This window comes from Streptomyces kebangsaanensis (genome assembly GCF_001906585.1).
Lineage (GTDB): Bacteria > Actinomycetota > Actinomycetes > Streptomycetales > Streptomycetaceae > Streptomyces > Streptomyces kebangsaanensis.
Window position 1 is genome coordinate 2,373 of the sequence record NZ_JUJA01000147.1, and the last position, 15,060, is coordinate 17,432.

Genomic DNA, 15,060 nt, shown 5'->3' on the forward strand with positions numbered 1-15,060 from the left:
AAGCCGTACGCGAAAACGGGGCACATGCTTGAGCGCGGGGGCGGTGCGGACACGACGCCGCGACACCGCATTCCGAGGCCGCATCCCGCCGACTGCGCGGAGAGGGCGGACCCGTCCGGCAAGGCCGCACGACCAGCACCCGGACCGGTCGCCCAGCCCACGCCTCGCCTTTTCCGAGCAGCAGACCCTGGCCCGCGGCGAATGCGCTCGAGAGAGGTGGCGGTGGACCGGGACGAGACAGCGGCGGGCACGTACTACGAGATCGGGCGACAAGCCCAGAGAACTGTCGGTGCCCCGGAGCCACCTTCTCGGAGCCCGCTCGAATAGTGATCATGCTGTGACGTGGGTGTATTCGTCTCGGAAGCTCTGATCGCTACGGTTCCACCGTGCCGAGCAACGAGAATCCGCCCCCTGATCACCACAGACGCGACGACGAGTGGCACGTGGTACTCGACGACGACTTCGTCCGGAACGCCGCCGTCAAGGAGGCCCCGGTTCCCGCCCGGAAGCGTGTGTGGCCCCGGAACGCCGCGCTGGCCGCAGCGGCGGCCGCTGTGACCGCGGCAGCCCTCCTGGCTCTGAGGCAGCCCACGGACTCGTCATCCCACGAACACGAAGCTGCCGCACCCGCGGTGACGACGTCCGCCCCCGGACCACGCGCCTCCGCGACGGCCGCCGGTGCGGCGGAGCGGCCGGTGATCCCCCTGGCCGAGGCGTTTCCGGTCCATGTGGCGGACGGTGACGGTGGCACATTCACCAGAGTGGGCGCGGCCGTGCTGGAGTCCTGCACCGAGCCCGATTCGGTCGGACCGGCACTGGCCGCCGAGATCACCGCCGGCGAGGGGTGTCTCGGTGAGGAGATCGCCCTCTACAAGGACGCGCACGGCAACCAGTTCAACCTGGCCGTCTTCACGATGAAGGACCCGCGGGAGACGGTGAAGCTGGTGACCCGGCTGTCCATGAACTTCAACGACTACCAGGTGGCCGCGCAAGCTCCACCGCCCGGATCCGGCCTGCCGACCCTGCCGGCCGACAGTGGAATGGTGCAGGCCTTCACCGGGCAGGGCCGTGCCATGGTGGTGGGGCTGGGTCAGTGGTCGGACGGCAGGACGAGCGAGTACCAGAAGCTGGTGGACCGTCTGGAACCACTGCTGAAAGCGGTCTCGAAGAACGTCGCTCGCCACGAGACCGCGAATTGAGGCACCCGGCCCATCGCGTCCCCCGCACCTGGAACCCGAGTGAGGGAGGGCGGCTGCCGGCGCGGGTCACTCCTTCTCACGAGCAGCCGCGGGACGGCGGCTGCACCGGCCGGCACCCATGGGTTCGGCGCCGGCCGTCCGACCCGGCGCGGGCAAGCGTGTGGGGCCCGGGGCCGCACGGTGCGGTCGCGGCCACCTTCCTGCGGCGGTCGACGCCCCACGGCATCTCGTCGCCGGCCGAATGGCAACCGCGGAAGTAGGGGTGCCGGTAAGAACCGTGTCACCGACCCTGCTGGCTTATTCCGCGCCCGGTGTGGTTTTGTCGGTGGAGCCTGACACCACCTGTCGCTCAGCCCGCGCGGCCGGCCCGAAGGTCTTCTCCAGGAGGGTGAACGACTTAGGCGCACCGCCCGGCTGCGGCTTGCCTGCCTTGTGGCCGACGACCCGGTAGCCGGCGTTCAGGCGTGTGTTGCCGGCCAGACAGTCCAGACGCACGAACGCCCGCCCCGCCGCGGCAACGCGGCGCTCCGCAGCACGCAGCAGAAACCGCCCCGTCCCCGGCTGGGCGCTGCTGCGGTCCACCATCAGCCGATGCACATAGCCGGCCACCGGCGGTTGCGGTCCCCAGGCGTCCGCGATCTCCCGGCGCAGGAGCGGGATGGTCAGGCGCTCGGTGTCGCTCGGCTCGGGCAGCGGAGCGAACAGGGGAGGCATCACGGCACGGCGCAGGGCGACAAGCCGGGGCGGGTCGGCATCGCCCGTGGACGGGACACCGGGCGGGTCGCCGAGAAAGGCTGTCAACTCGACCCCGAGGCCCTTCGCCAGGGCGTGCAGCGTGGGCAGACGCGCGGAGTGCTTGCGCTTCTGCTCCAACTTCTTGATCAGGTCGGCGGACAGCCCTGACCTCTCGGCCAGTGCCTCTTGGGTGAGGTCGGCCACCCTCCGGAGCCATGCGAGACGGACCCCCAGGCGCTCAGCCGTACTCCGAGGGTACGGACGGCCGGTAGTAGCCAGTCAGCGGGCATGAGAAGGCCCTCCGTTGCCTTCATTCCGATTCACGGTTCCGGTCCACCGGGTTGCCGGAGGATGCCCGCGCATACCAGTACAGCGGGTGCGGGCCCGGTGCGCGTCGAAGACCGTTTCGCCGGAGCGGAGTTGGCGGCACACGGCGGGCCTCGGCGCGGGCGTCTCGCCGGGCTCCGCCGGTGGGCAACAGCTTGATCACAAACCCGTACCGGCAGGTGGACGGTGCACAGAGACGCCGATACGGTGCCGCGGAACGGCAGCGGACACGGAACGGGGTCGGGAAGAGTGGCGCGGAGAAGAACAGTGCTGTCAACTCTGCCGGTTGGGCCGGTTGTGGCGGCACTCGCGGCCGGGTGGGCGCTGGTGGGATGCACACCGCAGGCCGCCCCGGGGGCCACGGTGCCGCCCTCACCCTCACCTTCGGCCTCGGCTTCATCCTCACCTTCGGCCTCGGCTTCCCCCTCGGCTTCCCCCTCACCCTCGGCCTCGGCTTCCCCCTCACCCTCGGCCTCGGCTTCCCCCTCACCCTCGGCCTCGGCCAAGCCGTCCACCGCGTCGGCGTCCCCCTCCGCACCCGCGCCGGTGATCACGAGCGCCCGGCCGGTCCGGCCCACGGTCACCGTCGCCGTGTCGGCGCAAGGCGGCGCGCTGCGCCTCGTACGGGGCGGCGCCGCCGTCGAGTTCAGCGTGACCCTGCGCAATGACACCTCCCGCGACTTCCCCCGCTTCGCCACCGGGCTGGCCATGGAGCCGTACTGGGTCGACGGGGACTTCAGCGACCCGCGCCTGACCCTCCAGCGCTGGGACCCCGCCTCCCGCACCTGGCGCGACCACCCGCTCCATGTCGCCACCGACGCCGGAGTCTTCTACGTCACGACCGGTGGCACCAAGCTCCCCCGCGGCGCCCTCCGCACCGAGCGCTACCGTCTGCGCGCGGCCCCGGCCGGTCCGGTCGGCGCCAGCGGCATCGGCGTCTACGGTGTGATCACCGGCCTCCCCCAGGACGCCCCTATGGAGTCCCGGCACTCCGGCAGCGCCAGGCTGCCCCTCGACATCAGTCGCGCCTGACACCCCGTCGCGACGAGGGTCCGCTGCCGGCGTCAGATCTTCAGCCGGTACGACACCGGGCAGACCACCACGTCCGTCCGTGCCCGCAGCACCGAGGCGAGCAGCAGGCCGCGTTGGTTCTGCAGGACGCGGTAGCGGCGGTGGCGGGGCTCGACCTCGGGGATGAGCACCGCGATCCGCCGGTCCGCGTGCACCGAGCGCTTGACGTAGGCAAGGATGGGCTGCACCAGTGAGCGGTGCGGGCTGTCGATGATGTCCAGGCGCACCCCGGGCTGCCAGCGGTCCCAGTCCTCCACCAGGGCGCGGGCCTTGACCGGGTCGGGCTGAACGGAGACGACGACCACCTCGTTCCCGAGGGCCAGGGCCGCGGACAGCGCGTGCTGCGCAAGCCGGCTGACCTCGCCGAGCGGGACGATGACCAGGCTCTCGGTGCGCCGCGGCGGATCGGGCACGCGGCCGCACCTGGCGGCGCGCCAGTCCGAAGGTCATCACCGTGCCGGGCGGGACGCGAAGCGGACCGGGAAGCGGGACGGCGGCGCGGACGGTGGGGCACCCGCTCCTACGGACCCGCCTCCCCCAGGGGTTGCGCCCGCCATGCCCACCCGCCTCTCTTCCACCACACGACACGGACATTCAATCCGCATGGTGGCCGCGGCTGGGGCGGCTGCACATCCGCCACCGCGGGGCCTGCGCCTATGTGGAGGCCGAACTGGCCGACGGCGAACGGGTCAAGCTGATGCGGCTGCGCTACGCCGGCGCCGCCAACAGGTGGGGCTTCGCCTTCTACTACGCCGGCAGCGACCGCTACGAGGACAGTCTGCTGCCCACCGGCAGCCCCACGGGCACCCCCGCGGACGCACTCGACTGCGCCTGCCGACTCCACCTCGCCACCCCCGACACCTGACCAGACGCCAGCCACAGCACCGCCTCCGACGTCAACCCCCGAAGGACTTGCGACGCAGACCACCAAGGTCTTCTCGACAACGTGACGGTTGCGGTGCGTGACGGGGTGTGGGTGCCCGCTCGCGGCCTAGTTCTGCGGTGCCAGGGTGCGCAGGACGCAGAACTCGTTGCCCTCGGGGTCTGCCATGACCACCCAGTTTCGGTCTGAGCCTTGGCCCACATCCGTCTTGGTGGCGCCGAGGCCGAGCAATCTGGTCACCTCGTCCTCGGTGCTGCCGTCGATCGGGCTGACGTCGAGGTGAAGCCGGTTCTTCACGGTCTTGCCCTCGGGTACCTGGATGAACAGCAGGGTGGGCGCCATCTGGCGGGCCCGAACGTCCTCGACGGTCGGCACCCAGGAGCCGATCTCGACCTTGCCCTCGCTCCGGTCGATCACCTTGAAACCCAGGACCTCGCACCAGAAGGCCGCGAGTCTCTCCGGATCGCGGCAGTCGACGACCAACTCGGTGAACCTACTTGTCATCACTCTCCCAGATAGTGCGGACGGGACTCAGAGTATTGGCCCGGGCCGCCCTCGTCCTGCTCCAGCTCGAACACGGCCGCACCACCTGAACGAAGATCACGAACTGTCACGAGACGTTACCGACAAGGGTTCACTGAAGGAGGATCATCTTGCGGAGCAGTTCGAATCCGGCTCGTCCGTAGAGCTGCCTTTTGATCTTCTTGATGCGGTTCACGGCACCTTCGGTGCCGCCGGAGGTCCAGTGCAGGGTGAGCCCGGCGGTCACGGCGTCGAGGTCCCGGAGCAGGTGGAGTGCGAAGCCGATGCACTGGTTCAAGTGCGCGGTGGGCGGCGAGGTCATCGTCGGCTTCCACACTCTCCAGGCGGTCGAGCCGGCCGGGCAATCCGGCAAGGCTTGACGAGATCATGAGGCCCCTCGGGCTCGTTCCTGGCCGGGTTGCGCCCCTTCACGGCGTTCTGGGGCTGGTGGAGGACGCTTTTGGCGTCCGGTTGACGAAGCTCGGTGAGGTCGACGACGAGCGTTGGAGCGGCAGGCTGCATCCTCTGCCGGACTGAGCGTCTCAAGCGGCTGCCCGCGGGGCCCCCGGTCCGCTCCGGAGTCCGGCGGCTCCATGTCTGTGGGGAGGAGACCCCTGCGAGCGGCTCGGGCCACGGACAGGAACATCCGATTGCCGGGCTGGACACGGTGCGCTCGCTTTGAAGGGGGTGTGTCAAGGGCCTGACCCGCGGCGACGTCTTCGTGTTTCTCGGCGAGGACCCCTTCGGTGAAACGGTGGGTCGGGGATTCAGCGAGGGGCGGCAGTCGCAGACTCCGGAGCGACGGAACCCCGACGCACGAAGGCCGTGGGGAGGTGCACCTCCCCACGGCCCTGGCACGGCGACGCAGCGAACCCGCCTCCCCCTGCCTTCGAAAGTGACGGCGGCGCTCAGTTGCGGATGAGCAGGACGAGGCCGGCGAGCACGACGGCGAGTACGACGGCGGCGACACCGTATCCCAGCCGGTGCGTGCGCAGCCCGGGCAGGAAACGGTCGGCGGCGATCCTGCCGGGCCCGGTGAGGGCCAGTCCGGCCGCACCGGCGATCAACAGGGCTTCGTACTCGACGCCCTGCGGAGCGAAGAAGCCGCCGCCCCACTTGACGGCCAGCGCGTTGATCATCGTGCCGAGGACGGCGGCGCCTGCGAGCGGTGTCAGCAGGCCGAGCGCAAGGCCGAGCCCGCCGAGGGTCTCGGTGAGTCCGGCGATCGCGGCCATCGCCTTGCCCGAGGGGTAGCCGCTCATGGTGAAGAACTGGCCGGTGCCCTCAAGCCCCCCGCCACCGAACCAGCCGAACAGTTTCTGCGCGCCATGCGCTGCGACGGTCAGTCCGAGGACGAGGCGGACGACCAGCAATCCGGCGTCGTAGGCGTGCAGCGAGGGGCCTTCGGTGACGGGGGAGGAGGAAGCGGTGGAGCGGGTGAGGGTGGAAGCCATGTTGGACGGATCTTTCTGAGGGGACGAGAGAAATAACTTGAATGTTCAAGCTCCAGGCCGAGGATAATCGATACATGAAACTTCAACAACTTCTCGGTCGGCTCCGGCCCCACGTGCGGGAGCGGGCGTCGGTGCGCGGTAGGTCGAGGAGAATGGAGGTCATGGTGCTGGAGCCGGTGGCCTGGACGCCGCGCAGGATCATGCGGGTGTGCTCGGCCTCTGTCGCCGCGCCGACACGGGCCGGCTTCGAAGTGGGCCCCGCGTCCCCGAAGTCACGGCGAAGCGGCAGGTAGGAGCGGTTCGAGCTTGTGCCGCACGTCCCGCCCTGCGCGATTGCGATCCGTACCCGAGTGCGCCGGGCGGGGCAGTGAGTGGCGATGGTGCGCACTTGGGTGGCGGTCGGGCTGTGCACGCGCGGCCGTGGAGCGGGTGGTGCTGCTGCCGTTGCTCCTGCCGGGGGCTCCTGCCTGGCCGTTGTGCGGGTCGGTTGGTGCGAGTGCGGGTGTGCTCCATGCTGCGAGGAGGCGCCGATGGCGTCGCCTCGATGGCACACCGATGAGTTTCCGCGCTCGCAGGTGTCCACAGATGCGAGACCCCGACCGAGCGAGGCCAGGAGACGAGACATGAGCACTGAGCAGACCACCGCGGCCAACGGCTTCTCCTACACGCTGACTCGAACGTTGGACGCCCCCGTGGTGAAGGTGTGGCGAGCGTGGACCACCGCCGAGCAGTACGCCCGGTGGGCAGGCGCCGCTGCCGGCTCCGTCGAGATGGACGTACGGCCGGGCGGAGCGTGGAAGGCGACGATGGTCACCCCCGACGGCGGACAGTTCCCGCTGACCGGCTCCTATCTCGAGGTCGCCGAGAACCGCCGTCTGGTGGTCGGCATGGACGTACCCGGCAAGCCCGACCCCGCAGCCATGACCATGGAACTCGACGAGAAGGACGACCGCCACACGCAGATCGTGCTCCGCCAGACCTGCGACACCACCGAGGAACGCGACATGGCCGAGCAGGGCAGCACCGTGCTTCTCGACAGCCTGAGCGCCTTCCTGGCCGCAGGGACGAGGGACTGAGCGTTCTCCGAACCCGCCTGCGAAGACACCGCGGCCCCCTTCGCCCTCGTACGGGGGGAAGGGGGCCGCGGTGGGGCGGCGGACAGTTCAGGGAGCCGCGGTGGCGGCGGGGTCACGGTCGTGGTCGCGGCGGGTGGGGGCCTCGCCCTCGTCGAGGGCGACGTCCTTCGTCTCCTTGCCGATCAGCAGCGAGACCAGGGTCAGCAGCGCCATCACGGAGAGGTAGACACCGACCAGCCGCGGCGAGCCGTCGCCGGCCTCCCACAGCGCCACCGCGATGAACGGGGCGACGGCCGCGCCGAGGATCGAGCTGACGTTGTACGAGATGCCGGAGCCGGTGTAGCGCACGCTCGTCGGGAAGAGCTCCGGCAGGAGCGCGCCCATCGGGCCGAAGGTCATGCCCATCAGTGTGAAGCCGAGCACCAGCCACAGCACCACGCCGAGCGTGCCGGTGCCGATCAGCGGTACCCACACCAGCCCGAAGACCAGGATCGCGGCGGTGACCCAGATCAGGGTGGCGCGGCGGCCGTACTTGTCGGCGAGTGGGCCGGAGATCAGGGTGAACGCGGCGAAGAACAGCACGCCGAAGATCATCATCACCACGAAGGTGGTGTAGCCGTATCCCAGGCCGGGCACCGCGGCGTCCTTCGGGGCACGGCCGTAGCTCAGCGAGAACGTGGTCATCAGATAGAAGAGCACATACGTCGCGAGCATGAAGAAGGTGCCGAGGACCAGCTGCTTCCAGTGGTTGCGGAAGACGGTGGCCAGCGGCAGCTTCCGCACCAGTCCGGCCTCGCGGGTCCTGGCGAAGACCGTCGACTCGACGAGGCGCATCCGCACCCACAGGCCGATCGCGACCATCACGGCGGAGAACAGGAACGGCACGCGCCAGCCCCAGCTCAGGAAGGCCTCGGAGGGCTGCGACGGATCGGCACCCGCGGTGGACGGCAGCAGCGCGCCGATGATCAGGAAGAGCCCGTTGCCGATGATGAAGCCGAGCGGGGCTCCCAGCTGGGGGAACGTGCCGTAGAGGGCGCGCTTGTCGCTGGGGGCGTTCTCGGTGGCGACCAGGGCGGCACCGCTCCACTCGCCGCCGAGCGCGAAGCCCTGCGCGAGCCGCATCAGCACCAGCAGGGTGGTGGCGATCCAGCCGGCCTGCGCGTAGGTGGGCAGCACGCCGATGAGGAAGGTGGCGATGCCCATGGTGAGAAGCGAGGCCACCAGCGTGCCCTTGCGGCCGATCCGGTCACCGAGGTGTCCGAAGACGACGGCGCCGATCGGGCGGGCGACCATCGCGGCACCGAACACCGCGAAGGACGACAGCAGCGCCGTGGTCGGGTCGCTGCTCGGGAAGAAGAGTGCGGGGAAGACCAGGACGGCGGCGGTCGCGTAGATGTAGAAGTCGTAGAACTCGATCGTCGTGCCGATGAGGCTCGCGATGAGGACGCGGGACCGCGAGTTGACGGGTGCCTGGGCTGGGCTGGTGGTTGGTACGGGCATTTCTTGGTCTTTCGCACGAGGGCAAAGAACGGCCGTCGGCGGTATGTGCCGGCGGCCCGCACGCCGGCACGCGTTCCCCTCCGGGAAACGACCGCGCGAACGGTGCGGGCATGGCAACGATGTCAAGAATCTCATTCACCAGCCGCCTCATATCAAAATGTGAGACGAGTTCGGGCTGCCGGGCGTTCTGGGGGCGTGCCGGCGGTGCCGAAAGGGCCGGGTCAGTCGTGTGTCTCGGCTTCCACCGGCTTCGGGATCACGAAGGACGCCGCGATGGCGGCGGCCAGGACGACGACTCCGGCGATCACGCCGACGGCGCGGTCGGCGGGCGCCGTGGGATCGGAGAGCGATGTGGGATCGGAGAGCGACGAGTGCGGCAAAGCGGGTTGAAGCGCCCTTCGCGCATCGGCGTCAACCGCCCTGTCGGGGCCCGCCCGATCGCGGCATGACATAGGTCACGGAGCGTCTGGCCCGATCTTGGAATGCGCGGCCCCCTGCCACTGCTGCACTCCCTGAGGGCTTGCCCTGTTCCACGGGCGTGCTGGGCAACGGTGCTCAGCGCGACGGGCCACGGGAGCCGGAGACGACCCAGGCCTTCCCGCTCCCTCGCTCCCGGACCGCTGTTGTCGAAAGGTTTTCCTGCGCCATGCCCCTGGCTCTGCTGGCCCTGGCCGCCGTCGCGTTCGGTATCGGCACGACCGAGTTCGTCACGATGGGGCTGCTGCCCCAGATCGCCGACGGGATCGGCGTGTCCGTGCCGCACGCCGGCAACCTCGTCTCGGCCTACGCGCTCGGTGTCGTCGTCGGCGCCCCCGTACTGACGGGCATCGGCGCGCGTGTCCCCCACAAGCGGCTGCTGCTGTTCCTGTCCGGACTGTTCGTGGTCGGCAACATCGCGTCCGCGCTTGCTCCCGGTTTCGGCCTCCTGTTCGCCGCGCGTTTCCTGGCAGGTCTGCCGCACGGAGCGCTGTTCGGCGTGGGCGCCGTCGTGGCCTCCCGGCTGGTCGCCCCCGAACGGGCCGCGCGCGCCGTCTCGAGGATGTTCCTCGGACTCACCGTCGCGAACATCGTCGGCGTCCCGGCCGGCACGGCCCTCGGGCAGCAGTTGGGCTGGCGGTCCGCCTACGGCGCGGTCGCCGTCATCGGCCTTGTCGCGCTCGCCCTGCTGGCACTCTTCGTTCCTCACCAGCCACGTGGCCGGCAGTCCGGAGTCCGGCACGAGCTGCGGGCCATGGGCAACAGGCAGGTCGCGATCGGTCTGGCCACGGCCGTCGTCGGCTTCGGCGGGTTCTTCGCCGTCTACAGCTACCTGGTGCCCATGCTGACGCACCTGACGGGCGTCTCCGACTCCTCGACCACTTTGGTCCTCGCTCTCTACGGCGTCGGCATGACGCTCGGCACGCTGATCGCAGGCCCTCTCACGGACCGGGCCCTGCGCCCGACGCTGTACGCGGGGCACGCTCTGCTCGCCGCGGCACTGGTGACGTTCTACTTCACCGTCCACAGCACTGTGCCCGCCCTGCTGACGATCACCTTCATCGGTGCGATGGGTTCCCTCATCACCACGCCCGTCCAGATGCTGCTGATGGCCAAGGCGAAGAACGCTCCCACGATGGCGGCGGCCTCCAACCACTCCGCCTTCAACCTGGCCAACGCGGGCGGCGCCTGGCTCGGCGGCCTGGCCATCTCGGCAGGCTGGGGCTGGGCCTCGCCCAGCATGGTCGGCGCGGCTCTTGCCGCAGCAGGCCTCGGTCTGGCCTTCGTCGGCGGCTTCATGGACCGGGGCAACCCCAGCTCCGTGGTGATCACTTCATCCGGCGCGGAAGCCTCGACGGAAGCCGGACAGGTCACGGCAGTCCCACGCATGGATGAACCTGCTCGCTCCCCCCAGCCTCCGGCCGCCCCCGGGGACGGGGAGCAGCACCCCGGGGCCCCGGCGACCTGATGGGACCGGCCCGGCGCGAAGCGCTGTTGGCCGCCCCGGCCGCTCCCGCACCAACAGACCCCGGTGCGGGAGCGGCCGGCCGGGACGACCGACCGCTTCGTGCTCCGGGACCGAGCCACCGGCACCGCCGTCTGCCCGCCACACCCTGAGCACAGGTCCGGAACCGGACCGCACCACGCTCCGACGGCCTCCGCCGCACCTTCCGCGGCCGCCGCTGAACGGGCGGTCGAGGCTCCTGACGCCCGGCCCCCGACCGGGCCCTCGCGTCACGGGGCGGGTGAGGGTGCGGGAGCCGTGTCGGACACCACACGCATGCCCAGCCCGCGCACTCGGTAGATGCACGTGTCGTCGCCCCACAGCGACGCGTCCGCCGTCGCATAGGGCCCCCGCGCGTCCGTGCCGCTCTCCACGATGTCCATGTCCACCCGGATCAGCCGGTTGGCCGGGGTGATCTGGCCGCGGTACGTCCAGGCCGTCTCGCGGCCGGGCAGCACCGGCTCGAACCGCGGGTGGGGGATGCCGTCCGCCGCGCCGCGCTCGAGCAGGTGGTACTGGAGCAGCTGGCACATGGCCTCGATGCCCAACGACCCCGGCTGCACCGGGTCCTGGAAGAAGTGCGCCCGGAAGAACCACTCGCCCGGGACCACGTCCTTCTCCGACCGCAGCCGCCCGAGCCCCCGGCCGCCCCCGTCCGGCCAGGAGCCGGTGATCCGGTCGAGCATCAGCAGCATCGGGCCCGGCAACCGCGGTTCCCCGGCGCAGTAACGAGCGGGCCGGGCGGTCAGATCGACCATGCGGTCGCAGGGATCGTCGAGACGGGCCCGGTCCTCGGCCGACACCGTGAGGCCCTGCTGGTGGTCGAAGGCCGACGGCGGGAAGTAGCCGAAGGCCGTGGAGAGTTCGAACAGCGGCACGCCGTCGGCCGTGCACCTCACCCGGAACGACTCGATGATCGTGTCCCCGCTGCGGGAGACACGCGTCAGCTCGGCATGGGTGCGGACGGTACCCGTCGCCGGAGTGACCTCACCGGTGACCGTCCCCGACCCGTCGAGGTTGCGGAACAGCAGATCCGTGTCGGTGGTCAACGCGCTGCCCACGTACGAGGCCAGCCACCCGCAGGGCTGCAGCGCGATCTCCATCAGGACGGCGAACGGCATCGTACGGCCGCCGCTCTGCTCGAAGTACCAGGCTTGCGCGGGCACGTCGTACTCCGCGACGACACTGCTGCCCTCCCGCACACCGCCCTGCGGACCGTCCACCGAGACGATCCGGCTCATGAAGTGGTAGGGGGGACCGGGCAGCCGCGCGACCTTGCGGGTGCCGTCGAAGGGCTCGTACGCGGTGCCGAACGCCTCACTCGGCCTGCCCCAGGCACACGCCAGCAACGAGGCGTAGCCGAAGGGGAGTCCATCGGCCGCCGTCGCCACCGGCTTCTCCTCCCGGTGCCCGGCCAGCCCGCCGAGCAGGGGGAGCGGCACCGGCGCACCGCTGCCCTGCACGAGGGGCGGGCCCGAGCGCCGCCAGTGCGACAGGGGCCAGTCGGGCACCAGCCGCAGCGCCACGTCCTGGCCCAGGAACGCCTTCGCCCCGTCCACCGAGCCCAGCACATCGGCGTACAGCGTCGGCACCGGCCCGGCCGAGACACCGCGCACGAACACCTCGTAGACGACCCGCCGGCCGGCCGGAGTCGCCTGGCCCCGGCACATCGCCCTGCACGGGTGACCGTCGACGGGCTCGAAACGCCAGCCGTCCCGGTCCACGGTGAAGCCCATGGCCGCCAGGTAGAACGCCATCGCCTGGAGACCGCCCTGGAGCATCAGGGTGCCCGGCATGCAGGGGTCGTTCTTGAAGTGCCCCGAGAAGAACCAGTCGTCCGGCGACAGAGGGGTCTCGGCCCGCAGGTAGCCGCGGCCCCACGGCCCCCCGGCCGGGTCGAACGCGGTCACCTCGTGCAGCAGCCGCAGCCTGCCGTCGTCGAGCCCCGGTGAGCGGACGTGGGCCGCCGTCGCCTCCCAGCCGGGGCCGAAGCAGTCCGCCGGCCGCCCCTGGGCCAGGGCCCGCACCCGGTCCGCGTCGAAGCGGATCCGTCCGCAGCGCACGGCGGGCGGATCCAGCGGCAGATCGTCGTCCGGTGGCCGCTCGGCGGGATCCCACCGCACACCGCCGCCGCCCGCGAGCTCCTCGGGGGTGAAGAACCCGGCCTGGCCCTCGCGGACGCTGAGGCGGAGTTCGCCGTCCACGTAGCAGTCGTAGTGGAAGAAGGACAGCCGGACGCCCTCGTGCTCCGCGTGGCCGTCGATGTGGATCTCGTAGCACAGGGTGTCGCCCGCTTCCGGCGGGCTGCCGTGGTACGTCACCTCGCAGCCGAGCAGCCGGTAGGCGCGCTCGCCCCGGTTGAGGAGGTCGACGCCCAGCCAGCTGAGCAGGAGCAGATCCGCCTGGCCCGCCTCGATCACCAGCCCGACCGGCATACGTCCGGTGGAGTCCAGGTACCAGCTGTCGGGCAGGACGTCGGTCTCCGTCCAGATCGTCCCGTCGGTGCGCACCGGACCGGGCAGGACGAGCGCCGCCGGCACCGCGTCGATGCCGGTGACCCGGTCCGCGAGCAGCATGGGCGGCTCGGGCATCCGGGTCTGCACCGCGTACGCGTCCTGCTCGGCGAACCGCGGGCCGAACAGCGTGGAGACCTCCCGGGAGGCGAGGTGCTCCAACTGGGCCCGGCCGAACTTCGGCCCCGGCCTCAGGGGTGGCGCGGGTGCCGGTTCCGGCGGGGGAGCGGGCAGGGGCACCGGACGGGGCGCGGACCGTACGGGAGCCGGCGGCGGTGCGGCGGTCGGACGCGGCGCCGGAAGGCCCGGCGGCCGTACGGGGACGGGCCCGGGGCCGGGCACGGTGCCCCTCAGCGCGGTGACGGCGAGAGCGGACGCCCGCAGGAACCGCTGGTGGGCCTCGGTGTGCCCGGCCATGATCTCCTGGTGCAGCGCGGCGACCCGCAGGCTCTGCCGGAGGACCGCGGCACGGGCGCCCGCCGCCCGAGGCTCCCGCCCGTCCGCATCCGCCGGCCGGACGTCCGGCAGGGGGCCCCGCCCCATGGCACCGGGGCGGGGCACGGCGACGGCCGCCGGTGCGTCGGACCGGCCGGCCTCCCGGTCCGGCACCGGCGCCAGCTCGGGGGCCCGGGGCAGGGTCACCAGGGCCGGCTCCGGCGGCGGCAGACACGGAGGCGCGGGCACGGGCACGGTGACCGCGGGCCCGGGACGCGGGGCCTCCGTGGCGGCTTCCGCGAACCGGGCGAACAACTCGTCGGCGTGTACCGGCACCCCCGCGACGACGAGTTCGGCCACCGCGAGGCAGGTCTGCCGCAGCCCGGTGTCGCCCGGGGCGTCCAGTGCGACGGCCACATGGTCCCGGTCGCCGAGCACCCGCTTGATCCAGCCGGTGCACAGCTTGCGCGGCCCGTGCTCCACGAAGACCCGGACACCGTCGGCCCACGCCTGCTCGACCGTGGCCGCGAAGTCGATCGTGTTCAGTCCCTGCGCGGTGAGCGCCTCGGCGGCCCGCTCGGCCGTCGGCCGGTACGACTGCCCGGTGGCCCCGCTGTAGAACCGCACACCGGGCACGTCGACGGTGGGCTGGTGGTGGGCCCGACGCCACACCTCCCGGATCTCCGCCAACTCCGGTGCGTGGGCGGCCAGGTCGTAGTCGAGCTCGATCGCGCGGTCGGCGCCGATCCTGGCCACGACGGCCGCGCACGCGCGGGACTCGCCGCCGATGACGCAGACTCCGGGCGCGTTCACCGCCATCAGATGGACCGCGACCTCGGCGGCGAGTTCGGCGCGGACCGCTTCCAGGGGCGCACTGACCAGCCAGCTCGACCAGCGGCGGCCCTGGACGCCCCGACGCTCCCAGTGGCGCCGGACCGCCCGGAGTTCACCGGTGAGTTCGGTCGTGAACAGACCGCTGTCCCGGGTGGCGTCGTACAGCCCCGCGGCGTCCGGCCAGGCACCCAGCGCCACCAGGGCGGCCGATTCGCCCGAGGAGTACCCGAGGGCGGCGTCCGGCCGCAGCCCGAGCACCTCCCGGGTGAACACGGTGTGGAAGACGGCGAGTTCGGCGGCGGCCCAGATCCGGTCGAGCACTCCGTGCTCAGCCCGGGACCGCAGTCGCGCACCGATCGCCCCGTGCCTGGCACGGACGGCCTCGCCGAGCGACGGCAGCGCGAGCATCAGCTCGTGGCCCATACCCGGGTACGCGGCCGAGCCGTTGGTGTACACGAACGCGGTCTGCCCCGTGACCGGCCTGTCCCGGTACAGCACATCGGCCGGACGGGCCCCGCCCCCGGCCAGCC

12 protein-coding genes and 1 pseudogene are annotated in these 15,060 nt (G+C 71.5%); 5 read left to right on the plus strand and 8 right to left on the minus strand.

Annotation, left to right across the window (positions count from 1 at the left end; genetic code table 11):
* Positions 1-386: 386 nt before the first annotated feature.
* On the plus strand, positions 387-1,199 hold the full coding sequence (locus RH94_RS23545) for a hypothetical protein (RefSeq protein WP_143204059.1): 813 nt from the start codon (positions 387-389) through the stop codon (positions 1,197-1,199).
* A 297-nt stretch (positions 1,200-1,496) separates the two neighbouring features.
* On the opposite strand, the gene RH94_RS23550 is transcribed toward RH94_RS23545, so the two are convergent.
* Positions 1,497-2,138, minus strand: a complete 642-nt coding sequence (locus RH94_RS23550; protein ID WP_234425984.1) for a helix-turn-helix domain-containing protein — start codon at positions 2,136-2,138, stop codon at positions 1,497-1,499.
* A 669-nt stretch (positions 2,139-2,807) separates the two neighbouring features.
* Between RH94_RS23550 and RH94_RS23560 the strand changes: the two genes are divergently transcribed.
* Positions 2,808-3,293 (plus strand): hypothetical protein, encoded by a 486-nt coding sequence (locus RH94_RS23560; RefSeq protein ID WP_158073081.1) that lies wholly within the window; start codon positions 2,808-2,810, stop codon positions 3,291-3,293.
* Between the two features lie 32 nt (positions 3,294-3,325).
* On the opposite strand, the gene RH94_RS23565 is transcribed toward RH94_RS23560, so the two are convergent.
* On the minus strand, positions 3,326-3,745 hold the full coding sequence (locus RH94_RS23565) for a hypothetical protein (protein ID WP_234425985.1): 420 nt from the start codon (positions 3,743-3,745) through the stop codon (positions 3,326-3,328).
* A 245-nt stretch (positions 3,746-3,990) separates the two neighbouring features.
* On the opposite strand from RH94_RS23565, the gene RH94_RS23570 reads away from it, so the two are divergent.
* On the plus strand, positions 3,991-4,197 hold the full coding sequence (locus RH94_RS23570; protein ID WP_199881043.1) for a hypothetical protein: 207 nt from the start codon (positions 3,991-3,993) through the stop codon (positions 4,195-4,197).
* A 126-nt stretch (positions 4,198-4,323) separates the two neighbouring features.
* Here the strand turns inward: RH94_RS23570 and RH94_RS23575 are convergent, their stop codons facing one another.
* The 3 genes and pseudogenes from RH94_RS23575 to RH94_RS23585 all read right to left on the minus strand — a co-directional run bounded on the left by RH94_RS23575 (position 4,324) and on the right by RH94_RS23585 (position 6,191).
* Entirely contained in the window at positions 4,324-4,719 is a 396-nt protein-coding gene (locus RH94_RS23575) for a VOC family protein (protein ID WP_073949702.1), read from the minus strand.
* 130 nt (positions 4,720-4,849) lie between these two features.
* Positions 4,850-5,017, minus strand: a pseudogene (locus tag RH94_RS23580) (ISL3 family transposase); the annotation flags it as partial.
* Between the two features lie 628 nt (positions 5,018-5,645).
* Positions 5,646-6,191, minus strand: a complete 546-nt coding sequence (locus RH94_RS23585; RefSeq protein ID WP_073949706.1) for a DoxX family protein — start codon at positions 6,189-6,191, stop codon at positions 5,646-5,648.
* Between the two features lie 623 nt (positions 6,192-6,814).
* Here RH94_RS23585 and RH94_RS23595 point away from each other — a divergent pair.
* Positions 6,815-7,267 (plus strand): SRPBCC family protein, encoded by a 453-nt coding sequence (locus tag RH94_RS23595; protein ID WP_073949710.1) that lies wholly within the window; start codon positions 6,815-6,817, stop codon positions 7,265-7,267.
* Between the two features lie 87 nt (positions 7,268-7,354).
* On the opposite strand, the gene RH94_RS23600 is transcribed toward RH94_RS23595, so the two are convergent.
* Together RH94_RS23600 and RH94_RS40840 are read right to left on the minus strand one after the other, a co-directional pair.
* On the minus strand, positions 7,355-8,767 hold the full coding sequence (locus tag RH94_RS23600; protein WP_073949712.1) for an MFS transporter: 1,413 nt from the start codon (positions 8,765-8,767) through the stop codon (positions 7,355-7,357).
* A 221-nt stretch (positions 8,768-8,988) separates the two neighbouring features.
* A complete protein-coding gene (locus tag RH94_RS40840; RefSeq protein WP_158073082.1) occupies positions 8,989-9,147 on the minus strand; it encodes a hypothetical protein in 159 nt (52 codons plus the stop codon).
* A gap of 266 nt (positions 9,148-9,413) precedes the next feature.
* Between RH94_RS40840 and RH94_RS23605 the strand changes: the two genes are divergently transcribed.
* Positions 9,414-10,712, plus strand: a complete 1,299-nt coding sequence (locus RH94_RS23605; RefSeq protein ID WP_079189151.1) for an MFS transporter — start codon at positions 9,414-9,416, stop codon at positions 10,710-10,712.
* A 266-nt stretch (positions 10,713-10,978) separates the two neighbouring features.
* Here RH94_RS23605 and RH94_RS44320 read toward each other — a convergent pair.
* The coding region (locus tag RH94_RS44320) for an acyltransferase domain-containing protein (protein WP_234425986.1) at positions 10,979-15,060 on the minus strand (4,082 nt) is incomplete at its 5' end.

Bases quoted from the DNA above. Each gene is read 5' to 3' on its own strand.
- RH94_RS23575 (WP_073949702.1), bottom strand. From the start codon at position 4,719: ATGACAAGTAGGTTCACCGAGTTGGTCGTCGACTGCCGCGATCCGGAG.
- RH94_RS23605 (WP_079189151.1), top strand. From the start codon at position 9,414: ATGCCCCTGGCTCTGCTGGCCCTGGCCGCCGTCGCGTTCGGTATCGGC.
- RH94_RS23585 (WP_073949706.1), bottom strand. From the start codon at position 6,191: ATGGCTTCCACCCTCACCCGCTCCACCGCTTCCTCCTCCCCCGTCACC.
- RH94_RS23595 (WP_073949710.1), top strand. From the start codon at position 6,815: ATGAGCACTGAGCAGACCACCGCGGCCAACGGCTTCTCCTACACGCTG.
- RH94_RS23600 (WP_073949712.1), bottom strand. From the start codon at position 8,767: ATGCCCGTACCAACCACCAGCCCAGCCCAGGCACCCGTCAACTCGCGG.